22 protein-coding genes are annotated in these 20,455 nt (G+C 53.5%); 16 read left to right on the top strand and 6 right to left on the bottom strand.

The features are described 5' to 3' along the window. Nucleotides 1-18: 18 nt before the first annotated feature. From CDH47_RS03340 to CDH47_RS03320, 5 genes are all read right to left on the bottom strand, one after another. A complete protein-coding gene (locus tag CDH47_RS03340; RefSeq protein ID WP_100638390.1) occupies nucleotides 19-516 on the bottom strand; it encodes a PaaI family thioesterase in 498 nt (165 codons plus the stop codon). Between the two features lie 255 nt (nucleotides 517-771). Continuing rightward, entirely contained in the window at nucleotides 772-2,907 is a 2,136-nt protein-coding gene (locus tag CDH47_RS03335; RefSeq protein WP_100638389.1) for an EAL domain-containing protein, read from the bottom strand. Nucleotides 2,908-3,013: 106 nt separating this feature from the next. Further along, nucleotides 3,014-3,544, bottom strand: a complete 531-nt coding sequence (gene thpR, locus CDH47_RS03330; protein ID WP_100638388.1) for an RNA 2',3'-cyclic phosphodiesterase — start codon at nucleotides 3,542-3,544, stop codon at nucleotides 3,014-3,016. 57 nt (nucleotides 3,545-3,601) lie between these two features. Further along, complete coding sequence (locus tag CDH47_RS03325) at nucleotides 3,602-4,081, bottom strand: FKBP-type peptidyl-prolyl cis-trans isomerase (protein WP_100638387.1); 480 nt, start codon at nucleotides 4,079-4,081, stop codon at nucleotides 3,602-3,604. Between the two features lie 130 nt (nucleotides 4,082-4,211). After that, entirely contained in the window at nucleotides 4,212-4,928 is a 717-nt protein-coding gene (locus CDH47_RS03320) for an NYN domain-containing protein (protein WP_100638386.1), read from the bottom strand. A 270-nt stretch (nucleotides 4,929-5,198) separates the two neighbouring features. Between CDH47_RS03320 and CDH47_RS03315 the strand changes: the two genes are divergently transcribed. The 6 genes from CDH47_RS03315 to CDH47_RS03290 all read left to right on the top strand — a co-directional run bounded on the left by CDH47_RS03315 (nucleotide 5,199) and on the right by CDH47_RS03290 (nucleotide 10,198). Further along, entirely contained in the window at nucleotides 5,199-5,780 is a 582-nt protein-coding gene (locus tag CDH47_RS03315) for a LemA family protein (protein ID WP_420843658.1), read from the top strand. Continuing rightward, on the top strand, nucleotides 5,781-6,563 hold the full coding sequence (locus tag CDH47_RS03310; RefSeq protein ID WP_205077492.1) for a TPM domain-containing protein: 783 nt from the start codon (nucleotides 5,781-5,783) through the stop codon (nucleotides 6,561-6,563). It begins immediately after the preceding gene. A 54-nt stretch (nucleotides 6,564-6,617) separates the two neighbouring features. Beyond that, nucleotides 6,618-7,235, top strand: a complete 618-nt coding sequence (locus CDH47_RS03305) for a TPM domain-containing protein (RefSeq protein WP_100638384.1) — start codon at nucleotides 6,618-6,620, stop codon at nucleotides 7,233-7,235. A gap of 189 nt (nucleotides 7,236-7,424) precedes the next feature. Further along, nucleotides 7,425-8,420: a TRAP transporter substrate-binding protein gene (locus tag CDH47_RS03300; RefSeq protein ID WP_100638383.1), complete on the top strand. Its 996-nt coding sequence runs from the start codon at nucleotides 7,425-7,427 to the stop codon at nucleotides 8,418-8,420. Continuing rightward, nucleotides 8,421-8,939 carry a TRAP transporter small permease gene (locus tag CDH47_RS03295; RefSeq protein ID WP_100638382.1) on the top strand — a complete coding sequence of 173 codons (519 nt, stop codon included), beginning with the start codon at nucleotides 8,421-8,423 and terminating at the stop codon, nucleotides 8,937-8,939. Further along, nucleotides 8,936-10,198 carry a TRAP transporter large permease gene (locus CDH47_RS03290; protein ID WP_100638381.1) on the top strand — a complete coding sequence of 421 codons (1,263 nt, stop codon included), beginning with the start codon at nucleotides 8,936-8,938 and terminating at the stop codon, nucleotides 10,196-10,198. Before CDH47_RS03295 ends, CDH47_RS03290 begins: the two co-directional genes overlap by 4 nt. A 132-nt stretch (nucleotides 10,199-10,330) precedes the next feature. Here CDH47_RS03290 and CDH47_RS03285 read toward each other — a convergent pair whose 3' ends face one another. Continuing rightward, a complete protein-coding gene (locus CDH47_RS03285) occupies nucleotides 10,331-10,936 on the bottom strand; it encodes a M15 family metallopeptidase (protein WP_100638380.1) in 606 nt (201 codons plus the stop codon). A 243-nt stretch (nucleotides 10,937-11,179) separates the two neighbouring features. On the opposite strand from CDH47_RS03285, the gene CDH47_RS03280 reads away from it, so the two are divergent. The 10 genes from CDH47_RS03280 (at nucleotide 11,180) to CDH47_RS03235 (ending at nucleotide 20,233) form a co-directional block, all read left to right on the top strand. Continuing rightward, nucleotides 11,180-11,677, top strand: coding sequence for a DUF2780 domain-containing protein (locus CDH47_RS03280; protein ID WP_100638379.1), 498 nt, complete (start codon nucleotides 11,180-11,182; stop codon nucleotides 11,675-11,677). A gap of 148 nt (nucleotides 11,678-11,825) precedes the next feature. Further along, complete coding sequence (locus tag CDH47_RS03275) at nucleotides 11,826-12,842, top strand: hypothetical protein (RefSeq protein ID WP_153045456.1); 1,017 nt, start codon at nucleotides 11,826-11,828, stop codon at nucleotides 12,840-12,842. Continuing rightward, on the top strand, nucleotides 12,842-13,396 hold the full coding sequence (locus tag CDH47_RS03270) for a hypothetical protein (RefSeq protein WP_100638377.1): 555 nt from the start codon (nucleotides 12,842-12,844) through the stop codon (nucleotides 13,394-13,396). Before CDH47_RS03275 ends, CDH47_RS03270 begins: the two co-directional genes overlap by 1 nt. 259 nt (nucleotides 13,397-13,655) lie before the next feature. Beyond that, nucleotides 13,656-14,390: a glutathione peroxidase gene (locus CDH47_RS03265; protein WP_100638376.1), complete on the top strand. Its 735-nt coding sequence runs from the start codon at nucleotides 13,656-13,658 to the stop codon at nucleotides 14,388-14,390. 160 nt (nucleotides 14,391-14,550) lie between these two features. Then, complete coding sequence (locus tag CDH47_RS03260; protein ID WP_100638375.1) at nucleotides 14,551-15,255, top strand: DUF3348 family protein; 705 nt, start codon at nucleotides 14,551-14,553, stop codon at nucleotides 15,253-15,255. Beyond that, nucleotides 15,252-17,243: a DUF802 domain-containing protein gene (locus CDH47_RS03255; protein WP_100638374.1), complete on the top strand. Its 1,992-nt coding sequence runs from the start codon at nucleotides 15,252-15,254 to the stop codon at nucleotides 17,241-17,243. Before CDH47_RS03260 ends, CDH47_RS03255 begins: the two co-directional genes overlap by 4 nt. Beyond that, on the top strand, nucleotides 17,243-17,899 hold the full coding sequence (locus tag CDH47_RS03250; RefSeq protein WP_100638373.1) for an OmpA family protein: 657 nt from the start codon (nucleotides 17,243-17,245) through the stop codon (nucleotides 17,897-17,899). Before CDH47_RS03255 ends, CDH47_RS03250 begins: the two co-directional genes overlap by 1 nt. Further along, a complete protein-coding gene (locus tag CDH47_RS03245) occupies nucleotides 17,896-18,525 on the top strand; it encodes a DUF2894 domain-containing protein (RefSeq protein WP_100638372.1) in 630 nt (209 codons plus the stop codon). The genes CDH47_RS03250 and CDH47_RS03245 overlap by 4 nt, the downstream gene beginning before the upstream one ends. Before the next feature lie 2 nt (nucleotides 18,526-18,527). Beyond that, on the top strand, nucleotides 18,528-19,715 hold the full coding sequence (locus CDH47_RS03240; protein WP_100638371.1) for an AAA family ATPase: 1,188 nt from the start codon (nucleotides 18,528-18,530) through the stop codon (nucleotides 19,713-19,715). Between the two features lie 104 nt (nucleotides 19,716-19,819). Next, a complete protein-coding gene (locus CDH47_RS03235) occupies nucleotides 19,820-20,233 on the top strand; it encodes a hypothetical protein (RefSeq protein ID WP_100638370.1) in 414 nt (137 codons plus the stop codon). Nucleotides 20,234-20,455 lie beyond the last annotated feature (222 nt).

The raw sequence follows: 20,455 nt of genomic DNA, 5'->3' as shown, positions 1-20,455 counted from the left end.
TGAACTGCCCCTATTTCTCTATGCGCGACCGTGTGCCTGGGATTGCACCTGTTCAGCATCTACCCGAACAAAGATCGAATCCGCAGTCACCGTAAGAACGTCACCGGCCCAGATCTCGCAGATTACTCGGCTCTTACGGCCTACTTCGCCTTCTACTCTGGCTTTTAGGGTCAGCTTCACACCCATCGGCGTCGGTTTGATAAAGGTAAGATTGAGCTTGCCGGTAACGCAATCAACGCGTGGCAGACTGCCCGGCTCACGACCCTCTGCACGATAGTGATAGGCCATAGCAGTCCAGTTGGAATGACAGTCCACCAGCATGGCCAGAAAACCGCCGTAAACGAGCTCCGGCCAACCGTTGAATTTCGGATCCGGTGTATGGGCACACACCACGTGAACACCGTCCTCATGCCAATAACTTTTCAGCTGCAGGCCTTCGGGGTGGACACTTCCGCAACCGAAACAAACCCCATCGGGGGCGACGATATCCTGCAAGGCGGGGGAAACATTGCTCATGTTCATAGACTCCTTCACGAATCCACTCATTTAAGCGGCAAAAACCGCAACAAGGTCCGCATAATACCTAAATAATGGTACGACAGAGGCAGTGGCAGCAAGAAAACAGCAAGATTAGTGCAATACGAAAACGAGAAGTACGAAGCACAATGTGATGTTCACAGTCCAGATGGCCAATAAAACAAGACTTGGAAGAAGCAGGTAGGCGGCAATGCCTGTCGATATAGCGGAAAAGTCGATCGTAATAATCGACACTTATTCACTTACCTTAACTAAACCATCAACAAGCGCAACAAATTCCGAGATCGGAACGGGGCGACTGAAATAATACCCTTGGTACAGATCACAACCGAGCCCTTTAAGAACGTCCAGGTGAGACGCGTGTTCCACCCCTTCAGCCACAACATTAATGCCAAAGTTCTTGCCCAAATCGATGATGGATTTAACCATCACCAAATCCATCTCGTCATCCAGCAGGTCGCGAGTAAAGGAGTGGTCAACCTTGAGCTCATTAATGGGCAGATGCTTCAAATAACTGAGCGATGAATAACCCGTACCAAAATCATCCAGAGAAAACGACAATCCGAAGTCTACCAACTTATTGAGCTTTTCGATTATTTCTTTGGTGTCACCCAACAAAATCGTTTCTGTGATTTCCAGCTTCAGTTTGGAGCGATCAATACCAGATTCCAAAACAATTGCTTTTACATTCGAGACAAAATCTCCAGACCAAACCTGCTTGGCACTGGTATTAATGGATAAGCTTAAGTGCTGGTATCGCGAATCGGATTGCCATTCTTTTAGCTGCCTGCAGGCTTCGGCCAGTACCCAATCACCCATGGGTAAAATAAGGTCTGACGCTTCTACTACCGCTATAAACTCATCAGGGCTGAGTAACCCACGCTCAGGGTGAGCCCAGCGGATAAGTGCCTCTGCAGCTACCAGGTTTTGTTGCTCATCATATTGAGGTTGGTAGTGCAGAACAAACTCATCTTGAGCCAATGCATGCCGAAACTCTCTCTCTAAGCTCGTGGCCCTGTCAATCTCTTCTTGTATGACTGGATCAAATACTGCGAAATCATCCCGGCCTTTACTCTTCGCCTGATACAGCGCCAGGTCAGCCAGCTGCAACAATTCAGAGGCCACCTTCAAATCAGGCTCAAAAATGGTAATTCCAACACTTGCTGTTACGGCATACTCAATCGGTGGACGATTATTATTCAGTTTTATTATTACTTCCTTCCCAATTGCCGCACGGATGTTTTGAGCAACCAGTTTTGCTTTAACGGCCGCTTTTTGCGGGTCAGAATCCAGATCATTCAAAACGACAACAAACTCATCACCACCAAACCTGGCAACCGTATCATCCCCACGCACCAGCGAGCTGAGTCGAGCCCCCAATACCACAAGCAAATCATCACCCGCATGGTGTCCATAGGTGTCATTCAGATTCTTGAAGTTATCCAGGTCTATAAAAAAGACTGCGCCGCATTTTCCGGAACGCTTGCAGCGATCAAGTGCCAAGCCCAACCTGTCACTCAATAAGGCGCGATTTGGAAGCTTGGTGAGGGAGTCATAAAACGCCAGCGTTTCTATTTCGGCTTGATCTTTTTTTTGCTGAGTAACATCCTGAATAATTCCGGCCAGCAGTAGCGGTTTGCCTTCTTCATCGCACTCTATAATGCTTCCGCGGTCCCAGAGCCATATCACCCTGCCGTCCGGGCGTTTGAACCGAAACTCAATGTCATAGGGGATGTTTTTCTCTAGCAACGCCTGAAGAGCGTCGGCTACGCGCTGTTTGTCATCCTCCACCACGCGAGCCATAAAGTATGAAAACGACCCTTTAGTGCGCTGAACCCCGGTAATTTTCTCCCAGCCTTTGCTGAACAGCACCTCATTGGTTTTCGTATTCCAATCCCACATTCCTTCCCGGGATACAGCCAGCACATGCTCTAACCGCTTGGCGTTAAACTCAGCCAGATTCTTTAATTCGGTTATTTCGCTGATGTCCTGAGCAATGACTGCAATGTTCAGCTCGCCGCTGCTGTTTCTAAAAGGGATCTTCAGAGACTGGAAATGGCGGATTTCGCCTGTGTTGCTATCAGTGGAGTCTTCATAAACCGTTTCAGGTTTGAAGCGCCGCATGATGCCCTGGACATTCTTTTTGAAAAACCGGCCCTGCTCCTTATTGCCAGTGAAGAAAGAGTCCTCTCTCCCAATCATTTCTTCTGGTGTGGTGCCGTACAGTTTAGCAACGTAATTGTTTGCAAAAACAAAGTTGCCATCCCAGTCTTTGGCCAATATAGGCTCAGGTATTGCGTTCACAATGTCAGATAACAGCCTGTTCTTTTCTCTTTCTGCATCCAGCTGTGACCGATGTGAATCGTCCATGACCTTGTTGCCTGTTTTGTAGAACCTTGAAACTAGCCTAGTGATATTGAGGTGTCAAAAAACAATCGTATATCACCCCCGCAACATGGCACAGCGCACCAAAAGCCTATGGGGGGAAGCACTCAATCCTATTATAGACCGAGCCACCAGAGTCCTTCTCGCTCTCAAAAAGCACAAACTGATTCACTTGAAACGACCCGAAATCCATTTCCTTTCCGCCCTCCAGCAGGCTCTCAACTGAACCGGTCGGACGCTTGAACCTGCAGAGAGTTATGTGGGGGTGAAATACCCGGTCCTCCGTAGCTATTCCGAGCTGATCCATTTGGCGCTTGATTGAACTGTGGAGCAGGGCAATCGACGCCTGCGACTGGACGCCTGCCCAAAGATTCCGGGGGGCACGAGGCCCGCCAAAGCACCCCAGCCCCGCAATATTCAGTTCGAAAGCAATCAAAGGAACACAGCGGGCCGCCTCGCGAACTGCCAGCACACGCTCTTCTTCCAGGTTGCCAAGGAACAGCAACGTAAGGTGCAGTTGCTCATCACTTTGCCACCTGGCACCGGCCACCTCTGCCCTTACCTTCAACAGGCGCGATTTAATTTCAGCGGGAATATCCAGTCCGAAGAAAAGTCTGCGCACGGTTTCACTCCTGAAAGCCAATCACATGCAACATTAGAGGCACCCCTTGGCGAACCCTCAATGATGCCCGCCCGGCCCATGAGCGTGCCCATGAGCAACTTCATCCGCATCGGCATCGCGTACCTCGATGATTTCGATATCAAATGTGAGGGTTTTACCCGCCATCGGGTGATTAGTGTCGACATCGGCAAACTTGAGGCCGACCTTGACAACAACCACATGACGAGGGCCCTGCTCGGTTTGCACCTGGGCGACCATGCCCCGCTTCCAGCGTTTTGCGCCAACCAAATGTTTGATTGGTACGCGCTGAACGGCATCGGCCTTGCGCGGTCCGTAAGCTTTTTCAGGAGTGATGGTAACGCTAAAAGTCTCGCCAGCCTCGCGACCTTCCATAGCTTCTTCCAGACCTCGGATAACGCCGCCGTGGCCATGCAGGTATGCGTTTGGCTTGCCGCCATGGGAGCTTTCGACAACATTGCCTTGTTCATCACTGACGCTGTAGTGGAACAAGACGACTTGATTCTTTTCGATTGGCATAGGGTTCTCTGCGATGGTTTGAAAATGCCATTATAACCAGCACTGATGGCGACTCCAGCACTGCCTGCGCTCCGGTTTTTTAGCTGAAACCACTCAAGCATTCTATAAACCGAAGTTCCAGAGAGTTTTGCTATGTTGACTTTTTCCTTCGGACATCTTTTACCAAATAGGAATTACCTGGCCCACGCTTCAGCTCAAAGAGATCGATTGCCTTGATCAGACTGCTCAAGTTCTTATAGCCGTAATTTCTGGTATCGAATGACGTCTTGTTGGATATATGCGCACCAACAGGCCCCAGAGCAGCCCATCCATTGTCTTCTTCCGTGGCCTCTATGGCTTGGCGCAGTAAATTGATCAATTTGGTGTCAGACTTTATGTTTTTGGTTTTAGTCTGGGCTGTTTCATTATTATTGGGCTCTTCGTCCAGAAACAGAAACTTGGAACAAGCGTTCACAAATGGCGACGGTGTTTTTCGCTCGCCGAACCCTAAAACCACCTTGCCCTCAGCCAAGGCGCGAGTGACCATCGGCGTGAAATCACAGTCAGACGATACGAAGCACATTACATCTATGTCCTTCGTATACATCACATCCATCGCGTCAATCACCAGTGCGATATCAGAGGCGTTTTTCCCTTTGGAGAGATCATATTGCTGTATCGGTTGAATGGCATACTCATGCAGATGATCCTCCCAAGCCTTCAGGGAAGCTTTCTTCCAGTTTCCGTATGCCTTTCTTATGGTTACGACCCCATACTTGGCAACTTCACTGAGAACATCTTCAAACTTACTGGCGGGCGCATTATCCGCATCTATGAACAACGCAATTTTTTGCTTGGAATCACTCATTTACATCTACACCTTTTTGAAAACATGGTGCCGGCAGGCCAGGAACGAACATGAGCGACAGGCAATACACAAAATCACCAGCGCCAACACAGTAAAAATGATGATACAGGCTGTCAGATAGGTGCTGCTATAGAACCCTGCCAGGCTGTCCTGAATTGCCTGAATATGAGACCCTTTCCCGCATCACAACTCTTGGTTCAAGAGCCTTGTTAACTTTCAGGGAATCACGACATTATGCAAACACTGCCAACCTTCACAACTCTGCGCTCGATGCGGCAACTGGCGGCGCTGCTCATGCTGGCATTTCTGCTGACCGGTTGTGGCATCAACAACATTCCCACCTACGACGAAAAGGTTAAATCCGCCTGGTCGCAGGTTGAAAACCAGTATCAGCGCCGGGCAGACTTGGTGCCTAACCTGGTGGAAACCGTGAAAGGCTTTGCGGCTCAGGAAAAGGAAACGCTCACGGCAGTTATTGAGGCGCGCTCCAAGGCAACCTCCATTCAGGTTGATGAGAGCATTCTGAACAATCCTCAGAAGCTCCAGCAGTTTCAACAGGCTCAGGGTGAGCTCAGCAGCGCATTGAGCCGATTGATGGCGGTTTCCGAACGTTATCCGGACTTGAAGTCGAACCAGAACTTCCTTGCCCTGCAATCTCAGCTTGAAGGCACGGAAAACCGCATCGCTGTGGCCCGGCGTGATTTCATTCAATCGGTAGAGCGATACAACACGGAGATTCGCACCTTCCCCGGTAAAATCTGGCACAGCATTCTGTATAGCGATATGGAGCTGCGTGAGAACTTCGAGGCCACGGCTGAAAACGCAGACGAAGCACCCAAGGTGACGTTTTAAATGCAATTTTCTTCACGGCACTCCTTGCGGTACGCCTTTATTCACCCCGTTGCGCTCATACTTGCCCTGATGGTACTGCCGGCATCAGCGGCTCTGGCGCAATCTACGCCGGAGTTTCCGGAGTTAACCAGCCGGGTGGTGGATAACGCAGATATGCTCAGCACAGCCACCGAAAGCCGAATAGCCCAAATGCTTGAGGCCCATGAACAGAGCACCACAGAACAGGTTGTGGTGGTCACGGTGCCGGATCTTCAGGGTTATGGCATAGAGGACTTTGGCTATCAGCTAGGCCGCCACTGGGGCATAGGCCAGCAAGGTGAAGATAATGGCGCTCTGCTGATCGTTGCCAAGCAGGAACGCCGGATCCGGATAGAAGTGGGCTATGGTCTGGAGGGACGTCTTACCGATGCAGCTTCGGCCACCATTATCAACCGGATAATTGCCCCCGATTTCAAGCAGGGCCAGTTTGAACAGGGCATTGCCAATGGTGCTGCCGCCATGGTGCAGGTTCTGGGTGGCAAACCCCTGGCTGTGCCGGAAAGGACAGGCAGCGGCACCCAGGAAAAGCCCAACCCCAAGTTGGTAATCTTGTTCTTCATTATCATTATGGCCATCATTTTCTTCATTGGTGGTGGCCGCGGCCGAGGCGGGCGCACCGGTGCAGCGCTTCTAGGTGGCGCACTGTTAGGTTCCAGCATGGGAGGGCGTGGCGGCGGCTTCGGTGGTGGCTTTGGCGGCGGGGGCGGAGGCTTCGGCGGCGGAGGAGCATCTGGCGGCTGGTAGCGAACAAGGATTCACCGGAAAGACAGCCATCAACTCATTAAACAGTGATACCCCATGACATTACTAAGCAAGCAGGAACAAGAACAAGTTGCGGCCGCTATCACTGCGGTTGAGCGGGAAACCGACGCAGAATTGGTAACGGTGTTAACCGCCCAAGCCGACAATTACGCCTATATCCCTCTGCTCTGGGCCGGGGTCATTACGCTTTTGGTGCCCGGCATCATCAATTACTTTACCGACTGGCTATCGGCAGACGTCTTACTCCTGAGCCAATGGGGAATGTTCGTTGTGCTCAGTCTGGTGTTCCGGACACCTGGCATCAACAGGCGGCTGATTCCCCGGTCCGTAGGCTATTGGCGTGCTTCAAACCTGGCACGGCGACAGTTTCTGGAACAGAACCTGCACCACACCGCAGGCGCTACGGGCATGCTGATTTTCGTCTCTGAAGCCGAGCGCTACGTCGAGATTCTGGTAGACCGGGGTATATCAGACAAAATAGGTAATGACGCCTGGGAAGATATCATTGCGGCATTCACCAAACACGTGAAACAGGGCGAAACACTGAAGGGCTTTATTTCCTGCATTGAAGATTGCGGGAAGCACCTGGAAGCCGAATTGCCCGCCACTCACCAGAAAGATGAACTGCCAAACCATCTTGTTATATTGTCTTAGAGGCCCTCAAGTTGCTCACCGGTAGTCGGGACAATTGCCTGAGTTTTCGCCCGGCGAGCTGTTCCAGGACAACCCTCTGTTCAATCGATTTTCTGTTTGAAATCAACTAAGCTCGAAGTTCACTCCTCATTTTAAACGGGGGTACACTTTTCGGATGCGTTACCGCCTGTTTCGTCAAGGAAAATTACAATGAAAAAACTCACTTTGAATACGCTGACGCTCAGCATTTCGCTGGCTTTGGCCAGCACAGCTTTTGCTTCTGACTTTAGCGACATGGACCCTGTCACCCTGCGCCTTGCGCACGTGGTCAACGAACAGGATGGCTTCCATATTGCCGCTGTAAAATTTCAGGACCTGGTTTCAGAAAGAACAGAGGGCGCAGTTAGCATAGAGCTTTACCCTAACGCTTCGTTGGGTGACGAACGCACCCTGCTGGAAGGTATGCAGATCGGCACAGTCGATATGGGCGTAATCACCAACGGCCCGGTAGCCAACTTTGTTGAAGAAATGGCGGTTTTCGAGCTGCCGTTTTTGTTCCCTTCACCGCAAGCAGCTTACGACGTGCTCGATGGACCCATCGGCCAGGAACTGCTCGATAAACTCTCTGGGGTTAACCTGAAAGGCCTGGCCTATGCCGAGCGTGGCTTTCGCAACCTGACCAACAGCGAGCGCCCGGTCAACACGCCAGAAGACATGGACGGTCTGCGCATTCGCGTGATGGAAAACCCGGTGTATGTGGACACCTTCCGTGCGTTGGGCGCCAATGCTATTCCAATGGCTTGGACGGAAGCCTTAACGGCCATGCAGCAAGGCACCATTGATGGCCAGGAAAATCCGGTTAACGTGGTTCACTCCTTCAAGCTCAACGAAACCCAGAACTATATGACACTATCGCGGCATACCTATGCCCCGGCAATCTTTGTTATGGGCATGCCCGCCTGGACCAAGCTTCCGGAAGCGGCTCAGGATGTGCTGGCCCAAGCTGCCCAGGAAGCCGCCGAGCATGAGCGCGAGGTAAACGCCGAAATGGCATCCAGGCAGCTGGCCGAGTTGCGCGAAGCCGGCATGCAGGTCAACGACAACCCGGATATCTCAGCCTTTCAGGCGGCGGTGGCACCGGTGTATGAAAAGTACGGCAAGCAGTTCGGTGATTACCTGCCACGCATTCAGGAGGCGCTCAAGTAAGTGACAACAGCAAATCAATTGCTGCTAAAGCCACTGAAGCGAGTTGAGCGCGGGCTGGATGCAATCCTCCAGCCCGTGGTCTTTGCTGCCATGGCGGCGCTGATTGGAGTGATTACTCTGCAGATTGTCTCCCGGGTACTCTTCAGCGCGGTCGGCTGGACAGAAGAAGTCAGCCGCTTTCTGCTGGTTTGGATCACCTTTTTGGCAAGCACTCTGGCGTTTCAGCGTGGCCGGCACATCGCCGTAACCTTTGCCGTAGACGCACTACCCGTGCGTCTGCGACAAGCCGCACGCATTGTCGCTACGCTGGCGGTGCTAGCCTTTCTGGTGGCGCTCGTGGTGATTGGCTATCGCTACATGCAAGTTCAAAGCTTTCAGAAATCCGCCTCTTTGCGTCTTTCCATGACCTACGTTTACGCCGTGATTCCGCTTAGCGCGGCCATAATGTGCTGGTATGCCCTGGTGGATTTGGTAGAGCTGGCAGTGGACGGCGAACGCGTTGAGGATTCTGCTCCATGACGCTGCTTCTGTTCGGGCTGTTTTTCGGGTTCATGCTGCTCGGCGTACCTATTGCCCTGGCGATCGGTGCCAGCACCATGGTCGCACTGAGCCAGGCCGGGGTGCCGTTGATGGTCGTCACCCAGCAGATGTTTCAGGGCATCAATTCGTTTGCCTTGGTGGCCATTCCCATGTTCATTCTGGCCGGCGATCTGATGGCCCAGGGCAAGGTGAGCGAGAGACTGGTCAACTTCGCAGACTCGCTCTTCGGCTTTCTGCGCGGAGGCTTGTCGTTGGTATCGGTGATGGCAGGGATGTTCTTTGCCGCGATCTCAGGCTCCGGTGCTGCAACTACCGCGGCAGTAGGTTCAAGCCTGGTGCCGGAATTGCGCAAGAAAGGTTATGACCCGGCATCCGCCGCCAGCCTGATTGCCGCAAGCGGCACCCTCGGGGTGGTGATCCCTCCTTCCGTGCCCATGATTATCTACGCAGTGATTGCCCAGCAATCCGTAACCGAGCTGTTCCTGAACGGCTTTTTGCCGGGGCTGGCCATGGGGCTGGGGTTGATGGCGATTGCGATTACCCAGGCCTACAAGCGCCAGTACCCCAAAGGCACACCACTCTCGCTGCGCACCATATACCGTACGCTGAAAAGCGCGAGTTGGGGGTTGATGACGCCGGTAATCATTCTGGGCGGCATATTCTCAGGCATCTTCACACCCAGCGAAGCAGCGGTGATAGCAGTCAACTATGCACTGCTGGTCTCACTGTTCATCTATCGCGATCTCAAGCTGAGAGATGTGTATCGCATCCTTATTCGCTCAGCCATTACAACCTCAGTGATCATGTTGGTAATCGCCACCTCGGCGGTGCTGAGCTGGACACTCTCAAGCTGGCAGGTTCCTGGTGCCATTGCTCAAGCCGTGCTGTCCATGTCTACCAACCCCTACATCATCATGCTGCTGGTGGTCGGAATAATTTTGCTGACCGGCGTGTTCATCGAAACCGCCAGCGCTTTGATCATCCTGACACCCGTTTTGCTGCCTCTGGTACTTCAGCTGGGAATTGACCCGATTCATTTCGGCATCGTCATCGTTGTGGGATTGGCGATCGGCATGGTCACCCCGCCGGTGGCAATCAACCTCTATGTGGCTTCCTCAATCACACAACTGCCTCTGGAGCGCATCACCCGCGCAATCATTCCCTACTTGCTAGGGTTGATCAGCGTGCTGTTATTGATCGTATATGCTCCGATTTTCGCCGGTTGGTCAGGAAATTGAGTACTGGCCCGGGATTTCGGATTTCTTAAACATCACGCTTTTGAAAAGGGCGGGGAATATGATTTCGCCTGAGTACAGCCAAGTCAGGGCAAGTAACCTCACTCCCGACATGTTAACAAGCTCCCTTGGCCTTCAAGCTACATAGGCCTCACCCTGCTCAAAGCGTGCTCGCACCCAGGCAATCTGGGTGTAAGCCGTTGCCAACTGATAGTGCGGCGAATCCTTGAACGAGCGCCAATTGCCACCCCACACCAGAGGTCCAACGGCGTATTCAGCAACCGCGTCGTAATCACTCTCCTTCGTTGAATAAGAGCCGTCCTCTCTGAAAATGCCAATATCCCAGGCAATGCCAAAGTTGTGATTGCTCTGCCCTCCCCGCGCTCGCGTCACGACCGGGCCAGGATTGCCGTAACGCCCTTGGCGAAAGAGCTGATTCTGCTCGTGGTACGTGCGGGTTCCGGAAATAATTTTTACATTTACACCTCGGCTCAATGCCCGGGTCATAAACTGACGAGCCTCCCGCTGAGCCCGGATAGACAACGAAGAAATGTTCTGTTCCGTGCGTCGGTCAAAGGTGCCAAGTTCGCCCCTGAGCTTTTCGTATTCGGAATCGAAGGCAGTAGAGGCCGCCTCCGACATTCGGCCCCACAATCCATCCAGGGCACCCTGATAAAAGCCTTCCGATTTGAGCAGACGCTGAAAAAACAGCACATCCTCGCCAAACAATCTGTCGCTCATCCTGAACCTCCCGGGTGATCCTTGGTGGTAGCAATGCCCGACCACAAATTACCACTTTCTCTGGGCCCTATAACTTCAGAATATATCATTTTCAGTCAAAGCTGAGCACAAGCTCAGTTTCCAACAACAAAAAAACCCGAAGTATCAGATTCGAGGCTTTTTCGTACTCTGCACTTTTATTTTGCCTCAAACCCCCAATATATAATGCTGCAATTTCCAGAAAACACCTCGCAGGACGTGACCATGAACGCCATTCTCAAACAGTTCCTTTTTGTTTCAAGCATCTATTTACTGGCACCGACCGCCAGCGCTTTCAGCTTGAATGATGCCTTATCAAACGGGACACAAGCCCTATCTTCAGCAACGGAAGTCACTGGCGAAGCTCAACAACTGGTCGGCTCACTTCAGAATCAGCTTGGAATCACCGAAACTCAGGCAGTTGGTGGTACCGGTGCTTTATTGCAGTTGGCAAAAAACGAGCTTGGAGCCGGCACTATGAGCTCTTTGACCAGCAAAGCCTCTGGCCTCTCCAGCCTATTGGGAGGAGACAGCAGTCTGAGCGAAAGCCTGCTTTCCAATATTTCGTCCATGAGCGAGGTGCAGTCAGCCTTCTCAATGCTGGGTATGGACAGCGCCATGATCCAGCAATTTGTACCGATTATTATGGGGTTCCTGGGAGACCAAGGGGTTGGCTCCTCATTACTTGGCCCGCTGCAAAACCTATGGTCGCCTGCCGGCTGAATGACAACACGTTGGCAGCCTGCCAGGGCGGTTTCCAACTCTAAGTGCAACACCCGGTTTAATGAACGCCTGATGGCACTCCTTCTGTTTTGTTACTAAGCTGAGTGTACAGGCAGTCTTACTTTGCCCCCATGCAGGGAGATGCCGGATGACGCGTACTCGATGCCCGCCGCGAACGGCTATCCAGGATCGGCCGCCCTGGTGCGTATACCTAACGATGATTGTCGGTTTTTCCGTTCTGCCTGCACTGACCTGGGCGCGGGCAGACCTGATGATCGGGCTTGAAGCGCCGGGCAACGCAAACGCCGGCGAAGACATCAGCGCTTCCCTTACCTTGAATGTCATAAACCGCGGTGATCGCATAGCCCAAGGGACTCGATCGTCCAGCAACGGCTATATGATCGACATTTTTATCACCCGCAACTCCATGCCCACTGGCTATGCCCGTTACGATGAACACTACTTCGATGGCGTGCTGCTCAAGGGTGGGCGCGTCAGCAATACCGATGATTTGCCTCCGCGGCAACGCGCACACTATGTCAGCTCCGCAATACTGCCAACAGACATTCCACCCGGCCGCTATCAGCTCTGCGCCCGTATAGACCCGGGAGATAAAATCCGGGAAGAAAGTGAAGACAACAATACTCATTGCCAAAGCCTTTCAATCAATCTGTCCCCCAGACTGATTCCAACCCTGCCTAGGTTTGAGGTACTCCTGCCCGAACACCGAGACCTGGAGCTAGGCATCATCGGGCCGGAGCGGGGCAACCTTGGCCCGCCTCCTGTCACGCCGGAGACGCCGGTCGACACATCCGACGCAACACGAACCATTCTTGAAGACGGGTCTATTGTCCTGAAATGGCCGGATGGTTCACAACGGCACCTGAGGCCGGACGGTCTGGTTGCATACGTCAGTCCGGATGGCACCGTAATGTCTCCCATAGCCCTCCAGGTTCAGGGCGCCGATCTGCCGGAGCTGCCCGAGGCATTGAACGACTGGGGAAGCTTCCTTTCCAGCGACCTGCTGGCCATCCTCAGAAACATCCTGACCGACGCTGAATTCGCAGCCTTCCAGCAAACCGAAGCCGACAAAGACTATTACCAGCGTATCAACTGGCGCCTACGCAGTATCCAGTTCCTGACCGCCCTGGAGGGCGATGAATAGTGCGACTTTGGCATGCATTAATCGTAAGTGGCTTGTTGTTAGGTCCCCTGTCGATTACCTGGGGCGAGGACCGTGAAAACAGCCCCGAACCGGCCGATACGTCACGGATTGATGCTATGGAGGCCGCCCTCGAAGCGGAAGACAATCAGAACAGCTTCGAACCACTGCAGGCCCCGGCGGTGATCTCTGGCGAGTTATTGGACGCCGAAGGGCGCGCTGCCATGCAGGCCGCCCTCAAGGCCTACTACGACTACCGCACGGAAGGATACGACCACCGTAAGCGAGTATTTGAGTGGCAATTGTTGTCATCCAGGATCATCTTTGTCGTTGTGATCGTCCTGGTTGGTGCCGGCATCTATTTTTCATGGCTGCAGTTCCGGGCAGACCTGAAAACGACCGACAAGGAAGGGAATCGGGGCGTCTCCACGCTGGAAGCCTCGACCTCAGGCATCAAGGTCAGTTCACCGGTACTGGGTGTGATCATCCTGGTGATCTCGCTGTTGTTCTTCTATCTGTACCTGCAGTATGTCTACCCGATTGAGGAAATACTATAAACCACGTGGCGTCGTTCCCTGAGGCGCTCAGCCCTTTTTGATTCATTGACAGTGCTCCGCCCTCCCAGCTCCTGTTACAGGGAGTAGCCGAACATAATTCAGTGGCGAACCCCATTTATTCTCTTCATTCCAGAAACCCGGGTCGGGGTTTACGAGATCCGTTCCGTAGGTCTTCCAGAGAATCTCCTGTGTCCAGAGGCTGTTGATTAGGATACAGTTTCATTGTTGCACAGAACCCACCAACTTCAGGGAATTTAAAATGTTAAGTTCATCAGAAGGCAAGAAAGTCCCTCAGGTTTCGTTTCCTATTCGTCATGACAACGAATGGAAAACAGTAACCAGCGACGAACTATTCAACGGCCAAACAGTCATTGTATTCGCTTTACCAGGCGCGTTTACACCAACCTGTTCAAGCACTCACTTGCCGCGCTACAACGAGCTAGCACCGGTATTCAAAGAGTTGGGCGTAGATCGGGTGATCTGCTTATCGGTGAACGATCCTTTCGTGATGCAGGCTTGGGCTGAAGATCAGCACGCTGACAACATCGAGTTTCTGCCTGACGGTAACGGCGACTTCTCCCGTGAAATGGGCATGCTGGTCAGCAAGAGCGACATAGGGTTTGGCGACCGCAGCTGGCGCTATTCCATGCTGGTAAAGGATGGCACTATCGAGAAGATGTTCATTGAGCCAGACAAGCCTGGTGACCCGTTTGAAGTGTCCGATGCCGACACCATGCTCAATTACATCAAGCCAGATGCAACCCTGCCGGCACGGGTAAGCCTCTTCACAAAAACCGGATGCCCTCATTGCACCCGCGCCAAAGTGCTGCTGCAGGATAAAGGTTTCAAGTATGAAGAGATTGCTCTGGGCAGTGGTGGCTTGTCATACAGCACCCTGCAGGCTGTAACCGGCCGAGGCACTACTCCGCAAGTCTTTATCGATGGCAAGCTAATTGGCGGCGCCGATGAATTAGAGGCTTTGCTGGCCAAGTAATAATCACCAGGCCAAGTGCATTCGCGCCTGAACCCTAGCGGTTCAGGCGCGTTCTTTTCGGCAACTCAGCCATTATCATTCCCCCACCTTTCCCTTTAGAATAGTCGCCCCTGAAAGCTCAAAATTCACTCAGATATCCCAATCTGTACGCGATTATTTGATGACTCAAACACCCTCACATTCTGCCGGGGTTACACCGCCCAGGCTGCTGCAGCTGCTTGCTCAATCCGGGGCGCCGCTTGCGGACGGCCCGCTGCCCTGTTGCGGCGAACGGCTGGGACGACTGTTTGGGCTTTCAGACACCCTGGTGCTGGATTCCGCGATTGCCTTCCGGGCCCGCCATCCGGGCATGGATCAGGGGTCAACGTTTGAACGAATCATTCAGGAACTGGCCACCACTCGCACAGCGTTGATACGCAAAATCAAACAGTACGGCGATGATATTGAGCCTGCCAACGAAGTGGATGTTGAGCCCTGGCTGAACACTTGGCTCACCCTGCAACGCAGAGTGACCGCCGCCAGCCGGCAGCTTCGGGACAAAACCCGAAAAGCGATGAAGGATCACAGCCAGAATCTGGCCAGGCTGGCAGAGCTGGATGCAACCTTCGACCACGCGATGGCCGGGTACACCAGCCAGTGTTTCTCCCATATTTCCAAAGTGCTGGAGCAGCGATTCCACGCGCTTTCTTCCGCAGAACAGACAACCTCTGAACTCTCCCATGAAACCGGCATTGCGCCGGATGACTGGCTCCACCGTTACTGCGAAGAAGCGCAGAATCTTTTGCTCGCTGAACTGGATGTTCGGCTGGAGCCGGTACTGGGATTACTTGAGGCCTGCCACAACGAGGTAATGGATTCTCCATGAGCAGACTTTTCTTCTTTCTCGCTTTTGCCATAGGGCTGACGGTAACGGCCTGGATTGGCCAGCGCTTTTTAGGCTCTGACCTGCTGGCACTGTCCGTCACGGTGATCATTGCTGCGGTCTATACGCTGGGCTTTGTTGAGTTGCTGGGGTTCCGGGGCACAACCCGGAAACTACAGCATAAACTCAGCACCACACCGGAAAGCCACGAACAAGTGACAAGCTGGCTCTCTGGCCTGCCGGAGCAGGTGCAATTTTCAGTACAGAGGCGCATTGATGGGCACTTTGCTGCACTGCCAAGCCCACAATTCACACCCTACCTAGTTGGGCTATTGGTTATGCTTGGCTTGCTGGGCACCTTTGCCGGCATGATTGTGACCTTGAGCGGCGCGGCATCTGCCCTGGATGGCAGCACCGAACTCAGTGTGATTCGCAGTGCTTTGGCTGCCCCTATTGCCGGATTAAGCTTGGCCTTCGGCACGTCTATTGCCGGTGTGGCAGCTTCTGCCATGCTGGGGCTGGCCTCCACCCTCAGCCGCCGAGAATTGTTGCAGGTGTCCCGCCAGCTGGATAAAACCCTGCGCCAACGATTACATCACCTGTCGGCTGATCATCAGCGCCAACAGGCGTTCAAAGCACTGGAAACCCAGGCGGATGCCCTGCCCCGAATGGCCACCGCCATGGAATCCATGACCGCCCGCATGGAGCAATTAGGCAAGCAGCTGGAAGAGTCCCTTACCCGAAACCAGCAAGAGTTCCACACCACCGTTGGCGGCCACTACCAGACCTTAGCCACGTCTGTGGCTGATTCTCTTGAGAAAGCTCTGGAATCGAGCAGCCGCCTGACCGCTGAACGCATAGAGCCGATCGTTACCGAAGCCATGGCAAGCCTGCAGTCCAGCGCTGGTAAACTGCATGAAGACTGGTCTGCCACCACCAAGCAGCAGCTTGCTGAACTCACAGAAAGCTTCCAGAAAACCACCCAAGAGGCGGGTGATAACTGGCAGCAGAATCTTCTGGCTCAGCAACAGGCCTCGGCTGAACACAACAAAGCCCTGCAGGAAACTTCCCAGCAGGCTCAGCAACAACTGTTGGAACAGGTACAGCAGGCAACTGAGCAAACCGCGCAACAGTGGCAGTCTGGTGTAGAGCAGCAACAGCAAACCGCTGAAAAGCTGACAACCAATCTGCAAAGCACCCTGCAGGAATACCAAGCCCACTTCCGTGAAGAAAGCGCCAAGCTTGCCTCTCATCAGCAGCAAGGCCTGGATGCTCTCATCACCCGCATCAGCGAGCAGCTTTCTCAACTGCATGAGCAAGAAGCAGCCCGAGGCGACGCAGCTAATGAGCGCCTGGCTCAGCTGGAAGCAACAGTCACCAAACACCTGACCGAATTGGGCGTAGGCTTGGAAGCCCCCATGACCCGTTTGATAGAAACCGCGTCGGAAACTCCAAAGGCCGCAGCACAGGTGATCTCGCAACTGCAAAGCGAAATGACACGCAACAGCGAGCGCGAAAACCAGTTACTGGAAGAGCGTCAGCGGCTGGTTCAGGAACTGGACAGCCTCCTGGAATCCCAGCGCAGCAATGCAGACAGCCAACGCCAGGCCGTGGATTCCCTTATCAGCGGCGCAGGTGAGACCCTCACAGGCATCAGCGAACGCTTCAACACTTTGATTCAGGAACAAAGCCAGCAACTCGGCAAACTGGGCGAAGATATCACCGGCAGCAGCCAGGAAGTCGGCGCCCTCAGCGAATCCTTCCTTGCCGCAGTGGAAATGTTCAGCGCGTCCAACACTCAGCTGCAGGAAAGCCTGACTAACATCCAGAAAGCACTGGATGGAGCCGGCACCCGCCACGACGAACAACTGGCCTATTACGTTGCCCAGGCCCGAGAAGTCATCGACCTCTCCGTAAGCTCCCAGAAAGATGTGATTGATGCGGCTTCGGCCCTGATCGCCAATCACGCCGAGACCAGTGGAGCCAGTTAATGGAATATCTGGAAGACGGCGAACAGCAGTCCACCCCCATCTGGGCGATATTCTCAGACCTGATGGCAGCGCTGGTGGGTATTCTGGTACTGATCCTGGTGTGGGTGATTGGCGTTCAGCTGGAACTGAGCCAATCTTTGGAAGAAGAAAAGGCCAAGCGGGAGGCGGAAGAGCAGCGGCGCATTGCCCTGGAGCAAGCACTGGAAGATCCACTCACCAAAGGCCTGGTGACCTTTCAGAATGGCCGCATTGGTATCAGTGGCAACGTGCTGTTTGAGCTGAACTCAGATCAGTTGCAAGCCGACGGTGTGGACGTATTGGAAGCCCTCATCACCCCGCTGCAAACCTATCTGACTCAACACCAGGAACTGTTGATGATCAGCGGCTTCACAGATGACCTACCCATGCATAGCGGCAATCGGTACCAAGACAACTGGGGGCTGTCTGCCCAGAGAGCGCTCACCGTCACCCGAACATTAATAGAACTTGGGCTACCCAACGACCGGGTATTTGCCGCTGCCTTTGGTCCACACCATCCCGCGGTACCCAATATTGATGCTGAATCCCGAGCTCAGAATCGGCGGGTAGAGATCAGTACCGTACCTCTGGCGCCTCAAGCACCTGCAAACATTGAAGCGGAGGCTGACAACGAATGAATGCGTTAGCTGAAGCCACCAGCTTGCACCCGCAACTGGAAAATCTCCGAAACGCCGGAGCCGACCAGATGAACCCGACTCACTTCCGTTACCTGGAAGCCCTGGCGCTGCGCTTGGAAACGAAAGGCCTGCAGCACACCCGGCACTGGCAGAAGCTGGAGCAGGCGGTTGCAGACTACAAAACACGATTCGAAGTACCGCAACAGCAAACACAAGCCATTGAGACCCGCAGCCCTTCGCCGCTCTCAGCTCTGCTGGACAGACTGAATCAAACCCCGTCAGCACCCCAAACTCAGCCCCGCTCCGCCTTGGAACAGCTGGTATTTGGCACGCCCGAAAAAGGCGCTAGCGCCCCCGAGAACGCTTCCGCCACCAGCTCCCGTCAGCCGCTAAAAGCCATGGCCAGAGCATCGGCAGGCCGTGGCGAGCAAGCCCTCCATGACCGTGTCCGCCATGCCATTGAAAATGCACCTGAAGACGCTGGCCCCATGAACGCTCACCGCCTGGTGAGCCTGGCCATGGCTGAAATGCAAAGGCTGTCACCGGAATACTTGAACCGGCTGGTGAAATACACGGATACGTTAATGGCGCTGGAAAGGTTGGGGCGAAAGGGGCTGGGCTCGTGAGCATGATCAATGCATTCGCAGTATCAAACTACCGCAGTCTGAAGAATGTTGCCGCACCTTTGGCGGGCCTGAACGTGGTGACGGGCCCAAACGGTTGCGGCAAATCCAACCTGTACAAATCACTGCGCCTACTCGCAGAAGCGGCGAAAGGAAACCTGATTTCGTCGATTGCACAGGAAGGCGGGCTGGATTACACCTTCTGGGCCGGGCCAGACAGCTTTACCAGCGGCATGAGGGAAGGTTCCGCGCCTGTTCAAGGCTCCGCCCGAAAACACAACTCACGCCTGAGACTGGGTTTTGCGAGTGAAGAATTCAGCTACGCTATCTCACTGGGCATGCCAGCACCGCAGGGATTCGCCGGCTACCAAGACCCCTCCATGTTTCAGTTCGACCCGGAAATAAAGCGTGAATGCATCTGGGTGGGGGATGTTTTTCGGCCCAGCAGCTGCCTGATCGACCGCGTGGGGCCTGTGGTAAAAGTGCGCTCCGGCCGAAAGTGGGAGGTGTATAACGCCCACCTCAATTCTTACGAAAGCATCCTCAACGAAATCAGCGACCCAGTGGCCGTGCCTGAAGTACACGCGGTGAGACAAACAATCCGCAACTGGCGCTTCTACGATCAGTTCAGAACCGATCCCCATTCCATCATTCGCACGCCACAGATAGGCACACGAACCCCTGTGCTTGATCACGATGGCCATAGCCTGGTTGCGGCTCTGCGAACCATCCATGAGATAGGTGACCGCCAAGCGTTGTATCACGCGATTGAGGATGCGTTTCCCGGAGCAACAATAAACTTCTCTGCAGACTCGGGGAATCGTTTTGTTCTGGAGTTTCTTCAGGATGGGCTTTTGCGGCCATTGAACCAGGCGGAACTTTCTGACGGAACGCTGCGCTACCTTCTGCTGGTGGCTGCCTTGCTTACACCCCGGCCCCCTTCCCTGTTGGTGCTGAACGAACCGGAAACCAGCCTGCACCCGGATCTGCTTCCTGCACTCGGGCGCCTGATTATCCGTGCCTCGCGGGAGACTCAGGTTTGGGTGGTCTCCCACGCACCACGGCTAGTGGCAACGCTGGAAAGGGATGGTGACTGCAATTCCATTGCCCTGAACAAGGAACTGGGTGAAACGGTTGTTGTGGGCCAAGGGTTATTGGACGCACCACCCTGGCAATGGCCTGATCAGCATTGATGCCTTGAGCATCATAGCAAGTTTTCACGGCACTGCATTATGAATGGAAAAGCAGGGCAGATATCCTATACTCTGAATCTTGGATTCACTCTTGAGGGAATATTATGAAAAAAACTTTTGCTATCACCGTGTTGGCGTTCTTGTTTTCTGCTTCCAGCGCTGTTCTCAGCCAGGAGATTCTCGATGGAGAGCAGATTGCCAAGTTGCTCGTAGGCAATACTTTGCAAGCAGATTACCAGGAAGGTGGTGAATGTCGTCGCACATTTTATGAGTACTTTTCAGAGGATGGAAAAATCTATGGTCAGGAAAAGCGAGCTCAACAAGCTTCTGGCTATACGAGATATCTCGGAACCTGGGAGGTAAAAGATGGAGAATTCTGCACCAACGTGGGTTACGGGCATCGTGGCGGTTGCAGTGTTTTTGAGAAGGTGGGAGATGCTGCCTACATGAGGCAGTTTGACGGTTTCGCCATTGACCGGGTAAAGATTCATGAAGGGCGCCATAGACCCTGCATGTAATCGGAGTGCTCACCTCGCAAACATAAAAAACGGGCAATGTACTTCAAGCCAGTGCCTAACCGAAGCGAGCAGACTTGTTACTGCTCGCTTTGCTAAGGCTTGCACAACCCTATAGCTCAGACCTTGATAAATCCGGCATAAACGTCAGGCCCTCGCGGTCAGTCGACAGCGGATCATTGCCATCAAACTGGCCATAATACAGATCGAATTCTGCCCATAGAA

It is taken from the genome of Marinobacter salexigens (genome assembly GCF_002806945.1).
Lineage (GTDB): Bacteria > Pseudomonadota > Gammaproteobacteria > Pseudomonadales > Oleiphilaceae > Marinobacter > Marinobacter salexigens.
This window is presented reverse-complemented; position numbering and strand designations above follow the sequence as displayed.